This is a genomic window from Pseudomonas sp. S11P7 (assembly GCF_023195435.1).
In the GTDB taxonomy this organism is placed as follows: domain Bacteria; phylum Pseudomonadota; class Gammaproteobacteria; order Pseudomonadales; family Pseudomonadaceae; genus Aquipseudomonas; species Aquipseudomonas fluorescens_G.
Genome location: NZ_JALPKS020000002.1, coordinates 2480940 through 2502998 on the forward strand (window position 1 = coordinate 2480940; position 22059 = coordinate 2502998).

The 22059-nt window shown below is 60.1% G+C and carries 19 protein-coding genes; 2 read left to right on the forward strand and 17 right to left on the reverse strand.

The features are described 5' to 3' along the window. Nucleotides 1–154 precede the first annotated feature (154 nt). The gene (locus M0746_RS11560) at nt 155–1513 is read right to left on the reverse strand and encodes a glutamine synthetase family protein (RefSeq protein ID WP_090283406.1); all 1359 of its coding nucleotides are present in this window, start codon (nt 1511–1513) and stop codon (nt 155–157) included. A 162-nt stretch (nt 1514–1675) separates the two neighbouring features. Between M0746_RS11560 and M0746_RS11565 the strand changes: the two genes are divergently transcribed. Further along, a complete protein-coding gene (locus M0746_RS11565; RefSeq protein ID WP_258449264.1) occupies nt 1676–2575 on the forward strand; it encodes a helix-turn-helix domain-containing protein in 900 nt (299 codons plus the stop codon). 12 nt (nt 2576–2587) lie between these two features. Here M0746_RS11565 and M0746_RS11570 read toward each other — a convergent pair whose 3' ends face one another. From M0746_RS11570 to rfaH, 16 genes are all read right to left on the reverse strand, one after another. Next, entirely contained in the window at nt 2588–3637 is a 1050-nt protein-coding gene (locus M0746_RS11570; protein WP_258449265.1) for an acyltransferase family protein, read from the reverse strand. A gap of 96 nt (nt 3638–3733) precedes the next feature. After that, on the reverse strand, nt 3734–5236 hold the full coding sequence (locus M0746_RS11575; RefSeq protein WP_258449266.1) for a family 16 glycosylhydrolase: 1503 nt from the start codon (nt 5234–5236) through the stop codon (nt 3734–3736). After that, nucleotides 5233–6288 (reverse strand): UDP-glucose 4-epimerase GalE, encoded by a 1056-nt coding sequence (galE, locus tag M0746_RS11580; RefSeq protein ID WP_258449267.1) that lies wholly within the window; start codon nt 6286–6288, stop codon nt 5233–5235. The genes M0746_RS11575 and galE overlap by 4 nt, the downstream gene beginning before the upstream one ends. A 31-nt stretch (nt 6289–6319) precedes the next feature. Continuing rightward, nucleotides 6320–7738 (reverse strand): oligosaccharide flippase family protein, encoded by a 1419-nt coding sequence (locus M0746_RS11585; RefSeq protein WP_258449268.1) that lies wholly within the window; start codon nt 7736–7738, stop codon nt 6320–6322. A 13-nt stretch (nt 7739–7751) separates the two neighbouring features. Beyond that, entirely contained in the window at nt 7752–8696 is a 945-nt protein-coding gene (locus tag M0746_RS11590) for a glycosyltransferase family 2 protein (protein WP_258449269.1), read from the reverse strand. Nucleotides 8697–8713: 17 nt separating this feature from the next. Further along, on the reverse strand, nt 8714–9478 hold the full coding sequence (locus M0746_RS11595) for an O-antigen ligase family protein (RefSeq protein ID WP_258449270.1): 765 nt from the start codon (nt 9476–9478) through the stop codon (nt 8714–8716). Then, nucleotides 9451–10026, reverse strand: coding sequence for a hypothetical protein (locus M0746_RS11600; protein WP_258449271.1), 576 nt, complete (start codon nt 10024–10026; stop codon nt 9451–9453). The genes M0746_RS11595 and M0746_RS11600 overlap by 28 nt, the downstream gene beginning before the upstream one ends. Then, on the reverse strand, nt 10023–11135 hold the full coding sequence (locus M0746_RS11605) for a glycosyltransferase (RefSeq protein WP_258449272.1): 1113 nt from the start codon (nt 11133–11135) through the stop codon (nt 10023–10025). Before M0746_RS11605 ends, M0746_RS11600 begins: the two co-directional genes overlap by 4 nt. Continuing rightward, nucleotides 11132–12214, reverse strand: a complete 1083-nt coding sequence (locus M0746_RS11610) for a glycosyltransferase (protein WP_208937568.1) — start codon at nt 12212–12214, stop codon at nt 11132–11134. The genes M0746_RS11605 and M0746_RS11610 overlap by 4 nt, the downstream gene beginning before the upstream one ends. A gap of 2 nt (nt 12215–12216) precedes the next feature. After that, the gene (locus tag M0746_RS11615) at nt 12217–12921 is read right to left on the reverse strand and encodes a WecB/TagA/CpsF family glycosyltransferase (RefSeq protein WP_258449273.1); all 705 of its coding nucleotides are present in this window, start codon (nt 12919–12921) and stop codon (nt 12217–12219) included. Between the two features lie 13 nt (nt 12922–12934). Then, a complete protein-coding gene (locus M0746_RS11620; protein ID WP_258449274.1) occupies nt 12935–14275 on the reverse strand; it encodes a UDP-glucose dehydrogenase family protein in 1341 nt (446 codons plus the stop codon). 69 nt (nt 14276–14344) lie between these two features. Beyond that, nucleotides 14345–15736, reverse strand: coding sequence for an undecaprenyl-phosphate glucose phosphotransferase (locus M0746_RS11625; protein ID WP_258449275.1), 1392 nt, complete (start codon nt 15734–15736; stop codon nt 14345–14347). 148 nt (nt 15737–15884) lie between these two features. Then, entirely contained in the window at nt 15885–18206 is a 2322-nt protein-coding gene (locus M0746_RS11630; protein ID WP_258449276.1) for a GumC family protein, read from the reverse strand. Nucleotides 18207–18208: 2 nt separating this feature from the next. Next, nucleotides 18209–18742, reverse strand: coding sequence for a polysaccharide biosynthesis/export family protein (locus M0746_RS11635; protein WP_258449277.1), 534 nt, complete (start codon nt 18740–18742; stop codon nt 18209–18211). Nucleotides 18743–18754: 12 nt separating this feature from the next. Further along, nucleotides 18755–19915, reverse strand: coding sequence for an outer membrane beta-barrel protein (locus M0746_RS11640; protein WP_258449278.1), 1161 nt, complete (start codon nt 19913–19915; stop codon nt 18755–18757). A 36-nt stretch (nt 19916–19951) separates the two neighbouring features. After that, entirely contained in the window at nt 19952–20485 is a 534-nt protein-coding gene (gene rfaH, locus M0746_RS11645) for a transcription/translation regulatory transformer protein RfaH (RefSeq protein ID WP_258449279.1), read from the reverse strand. Nucleotides 20486–21040: 555 nt separating this feature from the next. Here rfaH and M0746_RS11650 point away from each other — a divergent pair. Beyond that, nucleotides 21041–22024 (forward strand): NAD-dependent epimerase/dehydratase family protein, encoded by a 984-nt coding sequence (locus tag M0746_RS11650; RefSeq protein WP_258449280.1) that lies wholly within the window; start codon nt 21041–21043, stop codon nt 22022–22024. Nucleotides 22025–22059 lie beyond the last annotated feature (35 nt).

Below are 22059 nucleotides of genomic sequence, written 5' to 3' on the forward strand. Positions count from 1 at the left end.
CCCACGCAGGAGCGTGGGAACGATCGTTGCTAGCCTCGTTCACCCTGTGGGAGCCAGCCTGCTGGCGATAGCGGTGTTTCAGGCGACATTGATGTTGGATGTGCCGACGCCATCGCGAGCAGGCTCACTCCTACAGGGATTGGGCAGGTTTGGGTTAGACGCTCAGCAGGAGGAACTCGCGCTCCCACGAGCTGATCACGCGCTTGAAGTTTTCGTGTTCGGCGCGTTTCACCGCGACGTAGCCGCGCACGAATTTGGCGCCCAGGTATTCGGCCACGGTGGTGCATTCTTCCATCTGCGTCAGCGCTTCTTCGATGGTGATCGGCAGGCGCAGGTTGCGGCGCTCGTAAGCCCGGCCTTCAACGGCGGCGCTCGGTTCGACTTTCTCGACCATGCCCAGGTATCCGCAAAGCAGGCTCGCGGCAATCGCCAGATACGGGTTGGCATCGGCGCCGGGCAGGCGGTTTTCCACGCGCATCGATTCCGGTCCCGAGGTCGGCACACGCAAGCCGACGGTGCGGTTCTCTTCACCCCATTCAACGTTGACCGGCGCCGAGGTGTCGGGCAGGAAGCGGCGAAACGAGTTCACGTTGGGCGCGAACATTGGCAGCACTTTCGGGATGTACTTCTGCAAACCACCGATGTGCTGGCGGAACAGCTCGCTCATGCTGCCGTCGGCGTTGGCGAAAATCGGCTGGCCGGTGGCGATGTCGACCACGCTCTGGTGCAAGTGCATGGCGCTGCCGGGCTCGTCGCCAATCGGCTTGGCCATGAACGTCGCCGTGACGTTGTGCTTGAGCGCCGCTTCGCGCAGGGTGCGTTTGAACACGGTGATCTGGTCGGCCAGGTCCAGCGCGTCGCCGTGGCGGAAGTTGATTTCCATTTGCGCCGGGCCGTCTTCGTGGATCAGCGTGTCGAGGTCCAGACCTTGCAGTTCGCACCAGTCGTAGACGTCTTCGAACAGCGGATCGAATTCGTTGGCGGCATCGATGGAAAACGACTGCCGGCCACTTTCCGCACGACCGGAGCGGCCCAGCGGTGCCTTGAGTGGCAGGTCCGGGTCTTCGCAGCGCTGGGTCAGGTAGAACTCCATTTCCGGCGCGACAATCGGCTTCCAGCCTTTGTCGGTGTACAGCTGCAGGACTTTCTTCAACACGTTGCGCGGTGACAGCTCGATCGGGTTGCCGAACTTGTCGAAGGTGTCGTGAATGACAATGGCAGTCGGCTCGATTGCCCACGGAATCACATACACCGCATCGGACACCGGCTTGCAGACCATGTCGATATCGGCCGGATCTAGCAGGTCGTAATAGATATCGTCGTCGACAAAATCCCCGGTTACCGTTTGCAGCAGCACACTTTCCGGCAGGCGCATGCCGCGCTCATGCAGGAACTTGTTGGTCGGTGCGATCTTGCCGCGGGCGATGCCGGTCAGGTCGCTGACCACGCATTCGACTTCGGTAATCTTGTGATCTTTCAGCCACGTGAACAGCTGATCGAAGGGGGCATTCATAAAGACCTCGTTATTGGTTTTGTAGACGCCGGGGAGGGCGGGTTTCATCTTCCGCCCCTTCCCCTGTGGCGCGTTGGCGTCTATCTTGGGCGCGGCCAGTGAATCCATCTATCCACTTTAAGCAGCACCCAAGCGCACCAAAAGAGTGCGCAAGGTCACCTCATGACAACGTGCAATCCGCTTCAGGTTCAAGCCTTCAACACCGCCGATGTGGCCGAGCAAGTGCGCGCCACACCGGGCTGGGTTCAGCATTATCAGCAGATGTCGCCGGGGCATTTCGCCGGGCAGATCCGCTATCTCGATCTGCAGGGTGTCGAGGTCTACGAAGAGCAGATGAATACCCGCGTCGAGCAGAATTTCAGCGCGCCGTCCGGGGCTCTGGCGTTCTGTTTCGATCGCAGCGACAACGCGCTGTACCTGCTCAACGAAGAGAGCCGCAACATCTGGATCACCCCGGAGAATTACCAGGAAATCGCCGTGGTGTTCGGTCCGGCATTCGTCCGTGAGCATGGGCTGGACGTGGCGAAATTCGACGGGCTGTTCATGGCGCCGCTGACTTGCGGGCAGAACGCCTTGTTCAGTCGCTGGTTAAGCTCGACGCTCACGAAGTTGTCGCAAACCATTGATATAAAAAGCAAAGAGGCGCTGACTCAACAGCTATTGGAAGACTGTCTGTTCATCCTCGACAACGCGCAGGCGCGCCTCGATCGCAGCGGCCTGCAGCGGCGCGGCGAAGAACGGATGATCATGAAACGCGTGGGGGAGTGGGCGGCGGATTCGCCGGAAGATGCGCTCAATCTACTCGAGCTGGCGCAGGTGGCGGGGGTGTCGCTGCGGCAATTGCAACAGGCCTTCAAGGCCTACACGGGGATGACGCCAAGCCACTGGTTGCGCTTGCGTCGGTTGAACAGTGCGCACCGCGAACTGCTCAGGCGTCGGCCGACGGAAACCACCGTGGCCGAAGTGGCGATGCACTGGTCGTTCTGGCATCTGGGGCGGTTTTCCAGCAGCTATCGCGCCCTTTTCAAAGAGCTGCCGAGCGAGACGCTCAAGCGCGGCTGACGCCTGGGCGGACTAATCGGCCCTGACCAGTTTGAAGGAAATCGACAAAGACTTTTTTATCGATTGCGCCATGGGTTTCTCGATCTGATCGTGAATCAGCCACGACACACCGATCATGAACGCCAGCGTGCCCCAGAGCAGCAGGTGCGGATCAATCGCCGGGTAGGCGATGTTGAAAATCATGAAACCGATCATCTGATGCAGCAGGTACAGCGGATAGGTCAGCACGCCCAGCGCTGTCCAGTTCCAGCGTTGCAGAGCGGACATGCGGTTGGTCGCGATCATCAGGAAAATCACGAAGAACAGCACCACCACGGCGCAGATGATCAGCGGGTCGTAGTCGGTGGCATATTTGCTCTCGATCGATGCGGCCCACACCACCGAAGTGAAAATCGCCAGCGCCAAGGCGCCCGCCAACAGCACAATCCGCAGCGGTGTGAAGCCCTTGGCCCAGGCCAGATAAAACGTTGCCCCGGCGATAAACCACGCGGCGTAATCGGTAATCAGCATCGAGCGCAGCTTTTCGAATTGCAGCACCTCAGCGACTGCAGAGATCAGCAGCCAGACTGCCATGCACGGCTCGATCCGGTCGATTTTCTTCAAGGCCAGCAACACGGAAATCATCAGGTAGAACTTGATCTCGACGAACAGCGACCAGTACACGCCGTCGATGGGCTCGACATTCAGCATCTCGCTGAGGAACGCCATGTTGACCACGTATTGATAAAAATCAGCGCTGAACCTGGGTTGGCCAACGGCGAGCGTGACCAGAAAGGTGATCGTGCAGCACACCCAGAAGGCCGGGCAAAGGCGCACCACGCGGGAGATGAAAAACACCTTGAGGTTGTTGCTGGAGGCGGTCATCAGAATCACGAAGCCGCTGATCATGAAAAACAGCTCGACCCCCAGATAGCCGTACTTGGCCGGCTCAGCCAGCAGCGGGTAGGGCATCGCCGACATGTCGCCTTTGGCATAACCGCGAAACGCATAGTGAAAGAACACCACGGCCAGGGCCGCCAGAAAACGCAGTAAATCCAGTTCCTTGAGCCGTCGATTGTTCATGTAGATGCGCTCCGGACTGATCAGCGCTGATCAAAAACTGACGACTCTGCCGAACAGGATTCGACCCAAGGCGCAAGCTGAAACAGCAGTGGCGGCTCATGGCGTGCTCCCGGCCTGGGACAGCGACGCACGGCGTTGCCACATCTTGATGTAGTCGACTTCGAACGTTGAAGGAAGGTCGGCATCGTCGACCACGCCAAACCATGACCACATGGCTTCGCTGTCGAAGACGATTTCCATCGGGAAGAAGAAATATTTATTGCGCGATTCGCGCACCAGCACGCCATCGACATACCAGCGCAGCGTATCGGGCTGCCAGTCGAAGCCGTAAACATGGAAGTCATCGGCCAGCCGCCATGGGCTGACCCAGATGCTGCCATCGGCGATGTGCTCGGTGCTTTGTGGCGTGGCCCAGAGGTGGGCGTTCATGTGGTACGAGCGGTCCAGCTTGCCGTCCTTGGTCTTGCCGGCGATTTCGAAAATGTCGATTTCGGTGGCGTTGTCGGCCATGCCGGTCCACGCCAGCCAGAAGGCACTGGAGCCGGCGGAATTCATCGGTTTCGCCCGCGCTTCGTAATAGCCGAACAAGCCCTTCTCGAGGGTGCGAACCATGGCGGAGGTGTAGTCCTTGAAACCGAGCTTGACGTACTTTTCCGGCAAGGTTTCCTTGCGAAAGACGATGTTCAGGTTGCCGTTGCTGACGCTGGCGTTTTTCTCGGTGTATAGCGCCGGTTTGCGGCCGAGCGATTCGTTGCCGACGCCGTGATTAACGTGCCAGCGTGTGCGGTCGAGGGTGCTGCCGTTGAATTCGTCGGACAGCTTGTCGTTGAGCACCCACTGCCCGCTGTTGGCCTGATCGGACAGCGGCAGGTTGCTGTTGGTCCGGTTCGGTACAGCGCCGAGCGGGCCGACCCGGGTCCAGGTATCGGCGACCGGCGGGACCGCCACGGTCCAGCGGTCAGCGAGGTACTGAAAGGCTTGCTGGCGGTCGGCGAGCGAGGCAAACGCACGGTCATAGACCAGCACTTCGGCAATGTCGCCGCGAAAGTTGTCCGCGGTGCCAACGGCGTTGCGGCCGATGCCAAACGGGCCGATCGGTACGTCGTACAGTTCCAGCACCGAAACGTTGATCGCATACGCGGCGGCGTCGCGCAGGCTGATGGCGAAATTCGGCAGGACGTTATCGTTGTCGGCGGTTTGCGGCCGCGAGCTGAACAAGCGTTGCCAGGCATCCGCCCCGGCGCTTTCTGCCGTACGGCGGGACACGACCAATACCGTCACCGGGCCTTTGGCGCTACGGATGGCTTTGCCGAGCAAACCCGACACGCCGTTGAAGCGCACCACCGCACGTCCGTTCACCGCGTCCGGCAGCCACTGTGGCGCCGTGCCGGGATTGTCGGCGCTGGCATCATGGCCGCTGGCGGATTTGTCCTTCCAGCGCAGCACGCGGTTCTGCTCATCAAGCTGCACGCTTTGCGCATCCGCCGCGTCCAGCCACAGCACCAGCCCGGCGGCGGGAACACCGGGCGGCGCTGGCGCGGCGTTACCGGCCAGGGCAAACCCCAGCAGCCAGAGAAACAGCACGCCATCAAGTTTCATCGCGCCACACTCAATGCCGGGATCTTGAACGAAGACTGGTAGCCCTGCGGATTGCACGACTGCCAGCGCCACGCATCGACAATCATCTGTTGCAGGTCGCGTTGCGCGGTCCAGCCCAGTTCCCGCCCGGCCTTGCCCGGGTCGGCAAACATTTTGGCAACGTCACCTGCGCGGCGCGGGGCAAAGCGATAGGGAATGGCGATGCCGGTAATGTCTTCGAAACTTTGAATGATCTGCAGCACGCTGTAGCCGACGCCGGTGCCGAGGTTCCACACATCGACGCCGCTGGTTTGCTGCAACTTCAACAACGCCTTGAGATGGCCGATGGCGAGATCGACGACATGGATGTAGTCGCGCACGCAGGTGCCATCGACGGTCGGGTAATCGCTGCCGAACACCGTCAACTCAGGTATCCGGCCAATCGCGACCTGGGTCAGGCACGGCAACAGATTGTTCGGCCGGCCGCTGGGATCTTCACCGATCATCCCGCTTTCGTGGGCGCCGATCGGGTTGAAATAGCGCAGCAAGGCGATGCTCCAGCGTGGATCAGAGTGACACAGGTCGGTCAGCAGCTCCTCGATCATCAGTTTGCTGCGGCCGTAGGGATTGACCGGTTTGCCGGTGCCGAAATCTTCTGAGATCGGCGTGCTCGCCGGATCGCCGTACACCGTCGCCGAAGAGCTGAAGACCAGTTTGAACACTTCGTTGCGCGCCATCGCCCGGCACAGTTCCAGCGTGCCGGCGACATTGTTGGTGTAGTAGTCCAACGGGTTGCTCACGCTTTCGGCCACGGATTTGAGGCTGGCGAAATGCACCACGGCGTCGATGTCGTAGCGGCCGAAGATATTGTCGAGCAAGTGCGCGTCGCGAATGTCGCCCCTGATGAAATCCACCCGGCTCAGGGTCAACTGCTCCAGACGCTTGATGCACTCGCGACTGCTGTTGCACAGGTTGTCGAGCACCAGCACGTGGCGTCCGGCATTGATCAGGGCCAAAGCGGTGTGCGAGCCGATATAACCGGCGCCGCCAGTAATCAACGTAGTTTTACGCATGGATGGGCCTTCCTGTTTTCGGGGACTGAATTCAGCGAGCGGTGAACACCGATTTGAATTCCTGCGGCCAGCGCGGGTGCAGGACGCTATACGCCACGGCATAGCTCAGCGCGCCAAGCGAGATGTCGCACAGCAGGTGCAGGTAGCCTTGAACGGCCAGGTGCGGCGACACCGACAACACGGTCGTGACCATCACCAGCGAGGCCAGCACACTGCGGTAATTGGAGTCGAAGAAGCGGCGCCAGTCATAACCGACGGCGGCGTTGAGTCCGCGGATCTGCAGCGGCGTGATCAGCAGCATGCGCACCAGCAGCGCCACCGCAGCGGCCATGCCGCCATAGACACTGCCGAAGACGTACACCAACAACAGCGCCAGCAGCGTGGTCAGCACTTCAGCCTTGATCGTCAGATGGCTGCGGTTGACCGCGACCAGCGCGGTGGTGGCGTACATCGCCATGTTGCCGACGGCCGCCGTACACGCCAGCACTTGCAGCAGAGGAATCGCCTCGGCCCACTTGGCGCCGAAGATCAGCAGAATCAGATCGCTGGCCGTCAGAGCGATACCGAGGAACAGCGGCGTCAACAGAAAGCTGCTGACCACAGTCGAATCGCCGATGATCCCGAGCAGGCGCAGCGGTTCGGCGCTGCGCCGGGAAAACGCTGGCAGCGCATAACTCAGCAGGCCGTTGTAAATGGCCGTGCGCGGCAGGTCGATGATGCGCATGGCCATGTTGAACATGCCGACCGCATTCGCCCCGGCGGTCATCCCCAGCACCACGTTGACGCCGCGTTGCAGGGTTTGTGAACTGAGTGCATTGATCGCCACCGGAGTGCCGGCCTTGATCAGCTCACGCAAGAACGCACCGTCGATGTAAAAGGCGATGCGCCGCGGGTCTGCGCGCATCAGCACGATGATCGAGACGAATTCCATGATCAGTGCCTGGGCAATCACCGCCCAGGCGCCGAGGCCCCAGAGCGCCACCGCGATACCGGCGAAACCGCCGGCAATCTTGCCCAGCAAGGTGCGCGAGGCCAGCGCCTTGAAGTTGCCGCTGCGGCGCATTTGCGCCACGTAGACCCGCGCCATCATGGTGAACAGGATCTTCACCGAGGCCAGCGCGGTCATCCAGCGCAGCACGGGGTCAGTCGTATAAAACAGCACCGCCACTGAGATCAGCACAATCGATGCGAGGCTGACCAACACCGCCGCCCAGAACCCCGTCGAGATGTGTTTGTCCTCCAGACGCTCCAGGCGGACGAGCGGGTCCTCCAGCACCGAGGAGTAGATCAGCCCGACCAGCTCGACGATGGCGATGATGATCGTGCCCACACCCAGCTCGGCCGGTGACAGCAGGCGCGCGTAGGCGACGAAGGTGATCATCGACAGCAGGATCAGGCCGAACTTTTCGGTGAAGATCCAGCCGAGGGTGACGAGGCGGTGATTGGCCATGGCGGTTACCGGATCATTGAGCGGCGGTTGATGCCGGTGCCTTGAACCCGGTGCGGGCGAGGGCGTAGAGACAGCGCAAGGTCGGTTTGCCGTGATCGAAGATCAGCGTCTGCCAGGAGTATTCGAACATCCGCCGGTACACATCGAGCACCTCGGCATGATCGCCACGCCGGGAAAAGGTATTGAGAAAATCGGTGTGATTGCCCAGCACGAAATCGATGTGTTGCTGCTTGCTCAGCTGCGCGCCATAGCGCTCGAGGTACACGTCGATGAATTTCATCTTGTTCTGGTAGTGCTTTTTCGGTTGCGCGGTCATGTTGCCGTCGTTGACCGTGCGTTCGAGCAGCACCTGCGGGACCGTGTGGATTTCCCAGTGTTCGGCGATGCGCGTCCACATGAAGCGGTCCTCGCAGTAACGCAGGCCTGCATCGAAGCCGCCGAGTTGCAGCATCACGTCGCGTTTGACCAGCGCGGCCGACACGCCATTGAGCACGTTGGCGTGAACGAAGTCGTAGAAGTGCATGCCGCTCTTGCGCACGGCGTCCAGTTGCCGCTTGCCGTTGCTGTAATTGACCTGGGTGTAGCAATCGATCAGCCCGACCGGGCGGCCCTGCTGTTCAAGTTCGTCGTACAGCGCCAGTTGCAGCTCAAGCTTTTGCGGGCGCCACTGGTCATCGGCATCGAGCATCGCCACGAAGGTTTCCTGACTGTGGTGCAAACCGGTATTGCGCGCACTGGCCTGGCCGGCATTGGCCTGCTGCAACAGGGTGAGGCGAAACGGCGCGGCGAAATCCCGGACCCGTTGCGGCCCGTCATCGGTGGAGCCATCGTCGATGACGATGACGTGATCGGGCAGGCGCGTCTGCTCGGCCAGCGAGGTCAGCGTCTGCTCGATGCTGTCGGCGCCGTTGTACATCGGGATCAGAACGCACACGGTCTGCGGGGTTTGGTTTGTCACGGCAGCTTCTCCTTGGGTTACGCCTTGGCGGAATCAGGCGCAAATGCCCGACCAGCCTGACGCTGGCGCGGGTTTGCCGGTTTGAACGCGGGGAGCATCACCAGTTGATGCCGGAAGGACAGGGCGAGGGTGCAAAACACCAGGAATTCGGCGGAGCGGTAGTTGGGAATCACGTACGCCACGTAGTTGGTCACGGCGAACAGGCCGATGATCACCAGCGCACTGGCGCGCAGTTGCGCCGTGTGGTTGGCGGTCACGGCGCGGTACTGTTTGAGCAGCGCTTCGCCGAACAGTAGAACCAGCGCGCTCAACTGGATCACACCGCCGTTGAGCAGGGTTTCCATGTAGCCGCTGTGGGCGTTGCCGATGTAGCCCCAGCGTGTAATGAACGCATCGGCATCGGGGCTGGCCCAGAAAGCGCCGAAGCCATAACCCTTGAGCCATTCCTGCTCGACGAAGGGTGAGAGCAGTTCCCAGATCAGCGTGCGGTCGGTCAGCGAGGGGTCGCGGCCAGCGATCTCCAGCAGCCAGGCGACGTGGTTGTAGAGCAACAGGCCCGCCAGCAGAAACAGCACCGTGCTGGCGAAAAACAGCCCCTGCGAGCGGTGGATGCGCAGGCGGATCAGGGTGAGGAAATACCAGTAGCTCACCGAGCCGAACACCACCAGGGCGACGCCGGTCGCCGACTGCGCGAGCAGAATCGCCACCAGCGAACACAACGCGCAGAACAGCGCCCGGCGGTTGCCCTGACGGATCATCGGCAGCAATAACAGGATGGCCACGGCATTGAGGCGTGCCCCGGCATTCTTTTCGGCAAAGATGCCCTTGAAGGCGCCGTCGCGAATTCCCCGGAGAGGAACGCGACGTCAGGCATGATCACCGCCAGTATCAGCCCGATGAACGCCGCAGCGCCGATCGCACAGCCGAGCATGTACACGATCTTTTCCAGCGGGTAGTTCCAGGCAATGAAGCCGGCGAAAAACACTACGCCGAGCAGTGCGATTACCCGTTTCAGGCTGAGCGTCGGGTCATGGGACCAGCCGATCGAGGCGATCACACTGAGCAGGAACAACAGCAGGAAAAAGTTGCTGCGGTAGAAGGTTTTGCTCAGGAACACCTTGTTGCGGATGAAGAAAAACAACGGCACCAATAACGTCACCAGTCCGCAAACCTGGTTGGCGACGCTGCCTTCGAGGTCTTTGTCGACGTCGCCGAAGCTGAACCCGCTGCCCAGCCCGAGGGCAAAGGTAATCACCTGGATGTAAAACAGCACGCCGAACAGGGCGAAGCCGTCGCGCAAGGTCGAATATCGGATCGTCAGGGTGCTCATGATGCGGCGCTCCCAAGCATCGCCGTGAGGTAGGTCTGCAAGGCGCGGGTATTGGCGAAGCGCGCCGCCGCTTCAAGCCGGGTGTCGCGCTTGAAATGGCGCGGCGTGTTGAGCTGCAGGCCGATCGCCTGCGCCAGCGCGAGCGCGTCATCAACCTCGACCAGCGGTGCCACCAGACCATTGATAAGAATTTCTGCCGGGCCGTGGGGGCAGCGAGTCGCGACCACCGGCGTGCCCGTGGCCAAGGCCTCGACCAGCGCATTCGGGCTACCCTCGAAGCGTGACGACAGGACAAAACAATCGGCGGCGGCCACTTCTGCCAGCGGATCAGCGGTGTAACCCGGCAGATCGACACGCTCGGCTACGCCCAGCTCGCGGGCCTGTTCCAGCAATTGCGGCCGCAGCGCACCTTCGCCAAAGATGATCAAGCGCACGCTGGTATCCGGTAGCGCGGCCAACGCGCTGATCAGGGTATCGAAACCTTTTTGCCGGGCCAGACGGCCCACCGCAACGATCACCGCGCCGGATTTTTCCAGCAGCCAGCGATGACTGGGGCGGCACGGGCGCTTTTTGTAGAAGTCGTCGTCGAGCACCGGATTGTCGGCAGTGGTCACGTCCTGGTGGCGCGCGATAGTGGTATCGACCAGATCCTGGGCGACGCCTTTCGACACGCAAATCACCGGGTTGGGAATCAGCCGATACAGCAGCGGTGCCGCGCTGTAGGCCAGCCGCACCATGAAGGCTGGATTGACGTGTTTGTCGTGGGAAAACGCGTTGCGTTCGCTGACGTGCAGGCGCGCCAGCGTGCCGGACAGCAGTGCGGCGGCGATCGCCACGACGTTGACATGGGTCAGCGCCGCCAGTTGCGCATCGAAACGATTGGCCCGCAGAAACCGCGCGAGTGCCGGAATCGCGCGAACGCTGCGCGGGCTGTGCAGTTCGACAGTCTTGACGCGTGGATCAAGGTATTTGGCGTTGATGCCGCCGCCGGTGAGCAGGAGCAAGGTCACGTCGTTACCCGCGTCGACCAGCGCACCGGCCAGGCGCGTCATCATTTTCTCGGCACCGCCGGCGCTGAGGTCGTGGAGGATGATGAGGAATTTTTTCATTGATTCCATACCTGGTAATACGCCTGGGCCGCGTGCTGGCTGGTGTAGGGGCGCAAGGCTTCGGTGAGGGTGTGTTCGTGGGGCATCGCGTCATCGCGCGAAGTCAGGCTTTGCAGCATTCCGTCAGCCAGTGCCGGCACGTCGTTGACCTTGACCAGCAGGCCGAGCTGGCCGTTGTCCAACAGTTCTCGGGGCCCGGTTTCGCAGTCGCTGGCCAGCACCGGCGTGCCCAGTGCCAGCGCTTCGATCAGCACGGTCGGCATGCCTTCGTGGGTGGAGCTGAGAATGAACAACCGCGCGTTTCTCAGCAGCGGATAGGGATTGCTCAGGTAACCGGTGAAATGCACCCGTCGTGCGATACCCAGGCGTTGCGCCTGCGCTTTGAGTGCGTCGCGCATGGGTCCGTCGCCGGCGATCACCAGGTCCGGCAGCGTGCGCTGTTGCAAGGCCAGGGCGTAGGCATCGAGCAACAGGTCAAAACCTTTCTGCTGGGTCAGGCGTCCCAACCCCAACCAGTAAGCTTCGGGCAACCCGGCAAGGAGTGGCGCCCGTGAGGCCTGGAACAGTTGTTCAGTGATCACCGCGTTCGGGCAAAAGCTGATGCGCTTGCGGCCCCACGGCAACAGGCTGACCAGCGACTGGCGCAACGCGGTGGAAACCGTGACCACTTTGCCGCTGCCGCACAGGTACAAGGCGTACAGCAGGCGCAGGCTCGAAGGATTGGTTTTCTGTTCTTTGCAATCGAGGGCAATGTGGCGGCTGTAGATGACTTTGCAGGCACTGCCCAGCGTGGCGAACCAGGTGCAGACGTTGGCCTGCTCCTTGGCGGAAATCAGGTGGGTCACCTGCTCATCACGAATTACCCGGCGCAACAGCACGATCGAGCGGAGCAGGCCGGCGATGCCGTTGCCGCCACCGCTGTGGTGACGTTGATTGCCTTCGGTGTCCGGGGTTTCGCCGTTCATGACGAAGAAACTCACGCGCCGACCATCCTTGAGAAACTGCTCGGACAGGCGCTGCTGCACGCGCTCGACGCCGCCACCGGATTTGAAATCCTTGAGAATGAACAGAATGTGCATGGTCACTCCCCGACACTGATGGCAACTTTGCGCCGTGCGAGCAGGGCCAGCAGGTGCAAGAAGTTGCTCGGGTAATCGATGAGGTAGCGTTTGATCGTGTGCGGCTCGCGGTACATGCGATAAAACGCGCGCAAATGCAGGCGGTTGATCAACGCCGGGTAGTATTGCCGCGACGCCAGGGCTTCCTGGCGAATGAAGCCGCCACAGGTGAAGGCAACGCCTTGAAAACCTGCGCGCAGCACATCCTGTTCGAACTGTTCCTGCAGGCCGGCGCCGAGGCCGACAATCAGAATGTTCGCTTCGCTGCGGCAGATGTCGGCGTGCAGCGCCTCGGCCTCGGCGGCGTTGAAATAGCCGTTGTGGTATCCGGCGATATTCAACCGTGGATAAAGGGCCTGGATCTTGCGCATGAACAGCTCGAGTTCGCCTTGCCGGGCACCGACGAAGTAAACCCGTTTGCCCAGGCGCTCGGCACCGCCCAGGACATGGTCGGCGATCGAGGTGAAGTCGAAGCTGACCCGGCCGATGGTTCTGCCGGTCACCCGCGACATGAACGAGGACATCAGCATGCCGTCGCAAAAATAGGTGATGGCGCACGAGCGCTGCGCGAAAACACTGCTGATCGAAGCAAAGTTGATGAACGAATAGGCCTGGTTGGCCTCGAGTAATTTCGGCGAGTACTGCCCGACCAGTTCAAGTTTCAACATGGCGCGGCTCCCGTCAGATCACAGAGAGGGTCTGACGACCCACCGAGACGTAGGTGAAGCCGCGTTTGCTCAAGCGTTGCGGATCGAACAGGTTGCGCCCGTCGAAAATCAGCGGTTGCTTGAGCCGCGCGCTGAGGACGTCAAAGTCCGGCGCGCGAAACGCCTGCCACTCGGTGACGATGATCAGCGCGTCGGCATTTTTCAGTGCCGCTTCCTTGGTCCCGGTCAGAGTCAGGTCATCGCGCGAACCATAAATGCGCTGCGCCTCTTCCATGGCTTTCGGGTCGAAGGCCTGCACGTTGGCGCCGGCGCGCCACAGGGCTTCCATCAGCACGCGGCTGGGCGCTTCGCGCATGTCGTCGGTGTTGGGCTTGAAGCTCAGCCCCCAGAGGGCAAAGGTCTTGCCGCTGAGGTGGCCGTCGAAGTGATTGAAAATCTTGCTGTAAAGCGTGGTTTTCTGTTCCTGGTTGCGCGCCTCCACGGCCTTGAGCACGCGGGCGTCGAAGTCGACGCCGGTGGCGGCGTGGATCAGCGCCTTCACGTCTTTCGGGAAACACGAACCGCCATAGCCCGGACCGGGGTAGATGAATTGGTAGCCGATGCGCGGGTCCGAGCCGATGCCGTGGCGGACCTTCTCAATGTCGGCGCCAAGGCTTTCGGCCAGGCAAGCCATTTCGTTCATGAAACTGATCTTGGTCGCCAGCATGCAGTTGGCGGCGTACTTGGTCAGCTCGGCACTGCGCACGTCCATGACGAGGATTTTTTCGCGGTTGCGATTGAACGGCTCATACAGTTCGCGCATGACTTCTTCGGCACGCGCACTGTCGGTGCCGATGATGATCCGGTCCGGGCGCATGCAGTCTTCAACGGCACAGCCTTCCTTGAGGAATTCCGGATTGGAAACCACATCGAAGGTCAGATCGCTGCGGTCGTTGTCGGCCAGCACTTGCTCGATGTGGGCGCGCACCCGGTCGCCAGTGCCGACCGGCACCGTGGACTTGTCGACGATGATCTGGTGGCGATCCATGTTCAGCGCGATGGTGTGCGCCACGCTCAACACATATTGCAGGTCCGCCGAACCGTCTTCGTCCGGCGGAGTACCGACGGCGATCAACAACACGTCGCCATGGTGCACGGCGTCCGCCAGGTCGGTGCCGAAGCGCAGCCGACCGCTCTGGTAGTTGTCACGCACCAGGCTTTTCAGGCCCGGTTCGTAGATCGGCAGGGTGCCTTCTTTCAGGGCTTCGACCCGGGCGACGTCGACATCGACGCAGAGCACACTGTGCCCGACCTCCGCCAGTGCGGCGCCTTGGACAAGGCCAACATAACCAATACCGAATACGCTCACATTCATGGTCAAACCTCAGGTCGTCATGACCGGTTATCAACGGACGGGCAGGGGCAGGCAGCGGTAGGGCAGGGGTCAGTAGATGTTTTTCGAGAACAGCGTGAAGGGGGTCTTGAGGAGGATTTTCAGGTCGAGCCACAGCGACCATTGATTGATGTAATTGAGGTCCTGGGCGACGCGCAGCTGCATCTTTTCCAGCGTTTCGGTTTCGCCGCGATGGCCGGTGATCTGCGCCAGCCCGGTGATGCCCGGCTTGAGCCGATGGCGAGCCATGTAGGCGCGCACCTTGCCGGTGTAATAAATGTTGTGGGTAACGGCGTGGGGACGTGGGCCAACCAGGGCCATCTGGCCGAACACGACATTGAACAGCTGCGGCAATTCATCGATGGAACTGCGCCGCAGGAAGTGGCCGATCGGCGTAAGGCGGTTGTCGTTGCGGGTGGCCTGGCGCACTTCACGGTCGTCGTGAACGTGCATCGAACGAAACTTCCACACCTTGATCACTTCGCCGTTGCAGCCGTGGCGGTTCTGCTTGAACAGCACGGGGCCTGCGGAGGTCAGCTTGATCGCGGTCGCCACCGCCAACAGCAACGGGCTGAGCAGCACGATCGCCAGCGCGGCGAGGCTGCGCTCGAACAGGTCCTTGCACAACAGGCTGGCCGGATGCGAACTGATCAGGCTTTCGTTGAGGTAGATGGCCGGCATTCGCTCGATTTCCGAGATCGAATGGTTGAGCAACACCATGCTGCCGAAATCCGGAATCCACACCACGTCGACATTGACGTCGAGCAGGTCGATGTACAGCGCCTCGATGGTCGCGGCATGCGCCATGTTCAGCACGATGTACACGCGGCGCACTTCAAGGCGCGCGATGATCTCGCGGATCGAGTCGACGCGGCCGAGCAGCGGCAGGATGCTTGGCGCGGGGCCGCTGTCATCGGCGGCGGCGACAAAGCCAAGGACCAGCGCACGGTTGGGCGTGGAGAGCTTTTTCGCCAGCTCATGCGCGGTCGGGCAGGTGCCGATGATCACCGACCGGCGCTCGTTGCAGATCTTGCGTGAGTACATCCGGGCCAAGTAGTGCAGGGGCAGAAAACTCGCCGCCTGGACCACGAAACCCAACACCGCCCAGAGGATGATCACCTGACGTGAATAGATCGCGCTGGTCTGCGTGACGAAGGCAATCGCCGCCAGCACCGCCAGTAGAATCAACCAGCCGGCCAGCAGTCTGCCGAGCCCGACCACCAGGCCATAGCGTTTGTGATACACGCGCATCACGCTGTAGATCGGCACTGAGCCGAGCACGGCCAGGATGATCAGGATGCGATATTCGCTGGTCAGGTAGCCGACGCGCCAATACACCAGCAGCACCAGCAACGAGGTGGCCAACAGCATTGCGCACGACCACTGACCCCAGAAGGTCAGGCCGCGGCGTTGCGTCATATGAGCGGTATAGAGCGGAGTCATGGGCTTGACCTCAAGGCAGCAGTGATGCGTCAGCGCTGAGCGAGCAGACACGAGGTGTCTTCCCGCTGGCTTTTCCGTGGCTCGGCAGAGGTGAAGCGAGTTGTGTTTGGGCAGAAAGGGGTGCAGCGGCAGGCGCGGGCGCCCGGTGTTACCTGGGCGCGAAATCGTAGTTATAGAACGCCCGGGAGTGATGCTGGCCGTACTTGCGCGCCTTGCGCAGGTCGACCTGGTTGAGCACGGTGCCAAACACCGGCACATGGCTCTGTTGCAACATGGCGAGGCCGCGCTGGACCTGACTGATCGGGGTGCTGTCAGCCTTGACCACGTAAATCACTGCGTCCGAATGCTTGGCCAGCAACAGCGCGTCGCTGATCATTTCCGCCGGCGGCGAATCGATGATGATGTGCCGGTAACGCGAGCGCAGCGCTTCGAGCATGCGCGCCATGCGCGGTGAACTGAGCAGATCCTGCGGCGGCGGTTGCAGCGCATTGGGCGGATCGGCAGGCGAGGGCAGACGCGGCGCGGCGAGGGAATCGCGCGTCGACGGCATGACTTTGCCCGCCAGCAACATGTCCAGATTGCCCACCGAAACGATGCAGTCTTCAAGCCTGGCGGTACCGGCAATCACATTCGCCAGGCCGGGGCTGTCGGGCGGGAAGTCGAAATTCTGCGACAGCGTCGGCTGGCGCATGTCGGCATCGATCAGCAGCACGCGCTCCAGCGGCGTCAGCGAGCTGGCGAGGTTGTTGGCGATGGTGCTTTTGCCTTCACCGGCCACCGTCGAGGTGATCAACACGACCTGCGAGGGCTTTTCGCTGCTTTGCAGCATCAGCCAGGTGCGCAGGTTGCGGATCGTCTCGGAGAAGCGCGGGTTGTCGTTGTCTTCGAACAAACGCGCCAGTTGCCGACGATTTTTCTTCATGACCAAGGGCACCACGCTGAGCAGCGGAATGTTCAGCGCGCTTTCGATCGACTCGTCGGTTTTGAAGGTGTTGCTCAGGCTGTCGAACAGCAGGGCCAACGCGACACCGATTACCGCTGCGATCAACGCGACGATCGCCACGATCAAGGTTTTGCGCGGTTTGCTCGGATCGACCGGGACAATTGCCGGGTCGACGATGCGCACTTTGGTCGAGTCCATGTCGGCGGTGGCGGTGGTTTCCTTCAGGCGGGTGACGAAGGTTTCGTAGAGCGCCCGCGAGCTGTCGACCTCACGCTGGAACTCACGCAACTGGAATTCCTTGCGGGCAATGTCCTGAATCTGCGCCTTATTGCTGTTGAAGGACTGGCGCAGCGAAGCCTCACTGGCCGTGGCGAGCTGGTACTGCCGCTCGATCCCGGCGACCACCTGTTGCACCTGCAATTGCAGACTGGTGGTGGCGGTGCGCAATTCCGACTGCGCGGACAGCAGGCTCGGGTGTTTCGGCCCATAGCGGCCCGACAGTTCATCGACCTTGGCCTGGGCCAGAGCGCGGTCCGCCTGAAATTTCTGCACCAGCGGGTTACTCAGGACGGCGGGCACGCTGGACAGTTTGCTCAGATCACCGTTGCCCAAGGCCTTGGCTTGCCGATATTCACTTTCGGCTTCTGCGCGGTTGCGCCGCGCGTCGACCATGCGATTACCGGTCATCTCCAGCTCGTTGGCGCTGATCGTGGCGACACCGCCAACGTCTACCAGACCTTGTTCTTCGCGGTAGCCCTGGAGCTTTTTCTCGGCGGCACGCAAGTTGTCACGCAGCTTCACCAGCCGGGTGTTCATCCACGCCGTGGTGGTTTGCGTGGACTTTTCACTGGTGTCGAGCTGGCTGTCGGTGAAACCGCGGGCCAGTGCATTGGCCGCAGCTGCGGCGAGAACCGGGTCGGGCAGTTCGACCTCGATTTCGAGCAACTGGCTCTTGCCGACGAATTTGACGCTGGTGTGCAGCATCAGGTTCTGCGTGACCTGGTTGAACACCTCGTCTTCGGTGACCGGCTGTTTTTCCGGCAGCCAGCGCTCCAGACCGAGCCCCGGTAACCATTTGTCCAGATCAACAGCGGCCAGCCATTCGCGTGGGGCGAACCACGACTTCGGTTGCTGGCGCGGGTCGGTGACCGGGTGCGTGGTCAGGCCAAGTTTTTTCACCGCGCGCTCGGCCAGATCCCGCGATTGCAGGAGCGCCTGTTGCGTCTGCAGATAGTCGGTAGTGTTGCTGTTGGAGTCCTTGACCTGCTGGAAGGACATCAGCGGCGGGCTCTTGTCGTTGAACAGCAGGGTGGTGCTGCCGATGTATTGCGGGGTGATGTTCGAGACCACAATGGTCGCCAGCAAACCGCTGACCAGAATCAGCCAGCCGATACTCCATTTCGCGCGCCAGATCACCCGCCAGAGTTTCAGCAGGTCCAGGGTGTCCTTGTCTTCGCTGTGCTGTTGATGCGGCTGCACGTGCGCTTGCAAAGGACGTTCGACGTAAGTGCCAAGGCTGTTGTCCATGATCAGAAGAACCCTTGTGCAATGGAAATGGTGTCGCCGGGGGCAATCGTGGTACTGCGCGTCACGTTATCGGTGTCGGTCGCGCCACTGTCGCCACGCAAGATGGTGACGCGCTTGATCGAGGCCCGCTCGGTCAGGCCACCACCCAAGGCAATGGCTTTCTCCAGTGTCAGGCCCGGCACGAACGGATAGCTGCCGGGCTTTTTCACCTCGCCATTGATGTAGAAGGAGCGGTATTCGATCTGGCTGAGACTGACTTTCGGGTCGATCAGGTAGCCTTGTTTGAGCCCGTCGACAATGATTTTTTCGACCTGGCTGGGGGTCAGCCCCTTGGCGGAGATTTCGCCGAGAAAGGGGTAGGAAAAGGTGCCGGCGTCGCTGAGCCGGATCTTTTTCAGGCTCAACTCCGGCTCACCAAACACGATGATGCGCAACACATCGCCAGCGGCCAGTTTGTATTGCGTGCCGGGATCTGCCGCGTAGGCAGTCGATGCCGCGAGCAACGAGAACGACAGGACAAGTGCGGATGTGTTCATGTCGAAACCCTCTTAAAGGCTGACGTTGAAACTGATCTGAAACACGTTGCGGGTGAAACTTTCATTGTCGGCATCGGAGTCGTTGTCGCGGAAGCGGTAGCCAACTTCGATGTCCAGCCAGCGGCGCATCGCATAGATCACCGCCAGGTTGTAATCCTGAAAGTCGTCGGTGCGGCTTTGTCCTTCGTAGACGTAACGGCCCAGACCCGCTTGGGCCACGGTGGTAATTCGCTCCGTCCAGCCGTGCCGCCAGCCGACCTGGGTGAAGGTCGACTTCACGGCCTCCGCGCCATCGTCGCCCTCGGCCAGCGCCTGACGCGCGACAAAGGTAAACGTCGAATATGTGCGCGGTTTCCATTGCAGATCGACTTGCCAGGTGGGGTTGTCGAGGTCGTTGGACTCGTTGCTGTCGAAGTTCTTTTTTTCATAACCGACGCGCACTTTGCCCGTCGTGCGTGCCGTGAAATCCCAGACAGCACCGGCGAGCACGGCGTCCGATACGCTGCTGCGCGGACTGTTCGCCTGCTTGTAGTCGAAGTCGGTGTGGTCATATTCGAGCAAGCCTCGGGTGTTGCTGCCGATGCGGTGGTACCAGGTGCTCGTCACTGCGGTGGTGTCGCGCTCCTTGTCGGCATTGATGCCGTCGCCATTGTCGTAGCGCAGTTGCGCGTAATTGACCCCGAGATCGATCTGGTTGTCCGCGCTTTTCGCGCCGAAGGTATAAAGCCCGCCAACCCGTTTGTTGTTGAGCTTGTCATTCACACCCTCGACCGCCGTCGACTCGGTGCGCTCCCATTTGCGATATTCGGCGTCCAGCTTCAAACGATGGCGATCGGTGAACTCCATTACGCTCTCGGCACGCACACGTTGCGCAGTGTTCGAGGCGTCGGAATCGTCGTGATAGATGTACCGCGTCGGTTGCCAGATCACTCGCGTGGCGCTGTTGCGGTCTTCAGCCTTGAGCTCGAAGGAGGGCGCCAGTTTGGTGATCATCGACGACTGCTTGTTGTCTTCGACTTCGCGGAAGTTGTCGTCGTAACTTTCTGAAAAAATGAACGTTGGCGTGAAGTCGAATCCATAAACGTTTATCGCTTGCGGATCGGTGCTCCAGGCCATCGCGGGGTAGAAGGAGGCCATGATCAGTGCAACAGGGCAGCGTGATTTCAAGGCCATGACATGGCTCCTGAGAAAAGGCACGGGGGCGAGCAGTTATTTATACGACTGGAAGCTGTGTTGTTGTCGCTGGATGACGCTAAGCGGCAGGCACACAGGCTGTTCGCGGTTGAGAAACTGCAGAAGCAGTAACACCCGATCGTTGCCTTGTAATGCCTGGAATACACCTTCGAGTGGCGAGAGCGGGCCGCTGATGATCCGCAGAGGTTCACCGGGTTCGAGGCGGCCTTGCATATCCGAATCTGATTCCAGACAGCGTTCGCGCAAGTGCTCTATGACATGCTCTGCTACTGCCACGGGACCATGATTGAACTCGACAATCCGGCTGACGCCGCGGGTTGAGCGCAACGGTGCCCAGTTGTCCGTACGGCTGAGCTGGATAAACAGATAACCGGGGAATAACGACTCCATCACGCGCTGTCGTTTCCCGCGAATGACGCGCTCAGTGAAGAGTTGAGGGTGAAAGACCACGTAATGTTGCTGGAGCAGGTTGAGGTGTGCGCGCTCATCCTGGCGTGGTTTGCATTGCAACAGATACCAATTGGGTTGATCCGAGCTGATTGCTGACATGCGAGTAAACTCTTTGATGTTCGAGAAGTTTAGGGCAGGCAGAAGCTCTATTCAGGGCCGTGCAAAGACAATTGGCAGGGGATGTTTTTATTATGATGTAACGTTGGAGTGTTTCAGTAATGAATCACTTGTTCTACTCGATGCTTGCTAAACTTTTTCAAAGACAAAGCTACCGCACAGTCTGCATGTTTGCAGTGTCTATATCAGGTTGCCAAGTGGTTAGCTCTGAAACTTTCTGGAGCGAACGAGAAGGGACTCGCGCCACGTTCAGCTAGACGTTGGTAGTTATCGGCCAGTCTTTGCAGTCTGTCAAACGATCCAAGTCAAAAAACCACGCCATTTGTCGACTAGTGGCTCCTGTTTTGCCTATGTCATTGTTTATACGATGTTTTTATTTTGACGTTCGAATGTGTCCGGTTTTTTTACACTGATCGGCAAGGCAGATTGCTAAGATCCTCCAGCATTGTGCTGCTGCAAAATTCTTCTAAGCTACGGACTGCTTCTGTCGCGTGACGTTATAAATCACCGCCCATTCGATTGAGAGGAGCAGGCACTATGACCGTTCTTGTGACTGGCGCCGCGGGCTTTATCGGGTATCACACGGCCAAACGATTGGCTCAACAATGTCAGCAAGTAATCGGTATCGACAACCTCAATAACTATTACAGCGTCGAACTTAAACGCGCGCGATTGAAACAACTAAGTGAACTGCCGAATTTCGAATTTCAATGGATGGACATAGTTGATAAACCGGCACTTATGGCATTGTTCGATCAATATCGTTTCACCGAAGTTATCCATCTGGCCGCGCAGGCCGGTGTTCGTTATTCGCTGGACAATCCGGATGCTTATGCGCAGTCGAATCTGGTGGGTTTTTTGAACGTACTGGAAGCCTGTCGTTTTCACCAGCCGGCGCATTTCATCTACGCATCAAGCAGTTCGGTGTACGGCGCTAACAGCGAGCTGCCTTATAGTGTCGACAACCCGGTCGAACGCCCGGTTTCGCTGTACGCAGCGACCAAACGCGCCAACGAATTATTAGCCAGCAGCTATTGCCATCTCTACGGATTGAAAGCCAGTGGGCTGCGCTTTTTTACCGTTTATGGGCCCTGGGGCCGACCGGACATGGCGCTGTTCAAGTTCACTCAAGCGATGCTGCAGGGCGAGCCGATCGATATTTATAACAACGGCCAGATGGCGCGGGATTTCACTTATATAGATGACATTGTCGAAGGTATCGCATTGTTGCGTTGCAAACCGCCGGTAGCGGAGAAGGAGGGCGAGGGCGTTAACAAACTGTTCAACATAGGCCGCGGCCAACCGATAGCTTTACTGGATTTTGTCGAATGCCTGGAAAAAGCATTGGGCGTTAAAGCACAGTACAATTTTCTACCGCTGCAAGCGGGTGATGTTGTCAGTACATGGGCCGATGTGTCGGCACTTGCACAATGGACAGGCTTTTCTCCACAGGTGGATGTTGCAGATGGCGTGTCCCGATTTGTCAGGTGGTATTGCGATTATTATCAAATTTTGTCCTGACATTGAATGAGCTGAAAGGCTGATGCAGGGTAGAT